The organism is Streptomyces sp. P17, assembly GCF_032436805.1.
In the GTDB taxonomy this organism is placed as follows: Bacteria; Actinomycetota; Actinomycetes; order Streptomycetales; family Streptomycetaceae; genus Streptomyces.
Map to the genome: position 1 here is coordinate 1 of NZ_JAVRBF010000426.1, position 370 is coordinate 370.

The following is a 370-nucleotide window of genomic DNA, read 5'->3' on the forward strand; positions in this document are numbered from 1 at the left end:
GATGCCGATCGCGCTGTCGCGTGGACCTGTGGGGGATCGTCCTCGTGGGTGGTGGGCGGCGGCGGCTGGTCGGGCGATGCTGGCTGACCCTGATGTGGCAGTGGAGTGGGGCTGAGATGGGCATCCTGATCATCCCCACCGACCTACGCAGTCACGTGCTCGGCCTACGACATGGAGGGCCGGGTCTGGCCCTGGTCAAGCTGGATCGACGACGACGGCCTGGCATGGCCACGACCGAGGCGGGAGTGCGGGCGATGCTGGTGGACTCCGACATCGAGCTGGAGTGGTGATAGGGGTCCCCCCTATACCAAAGAAAACCCCCACCCCTGACGAGGGGTGGGGTACCACGTGGTCGGGCAGCGGTCAGGCG

At 67.6% G+C, this 370-nt stretch carries 1 protein-coding gene; it reads left to right on the top strand.

The genetic code is table 11. From position 1 onward, the window contains the following. Positions 1 to 290: hypothetical protein (locus RMT89_RS41585; protein ID WP_315888947.1), on the top strand; the 290-nt coding region annotated here is incomplete at its 5' end. Between the last annotated feature and the right edge of the window lie 80 nt (positions 291 to 370).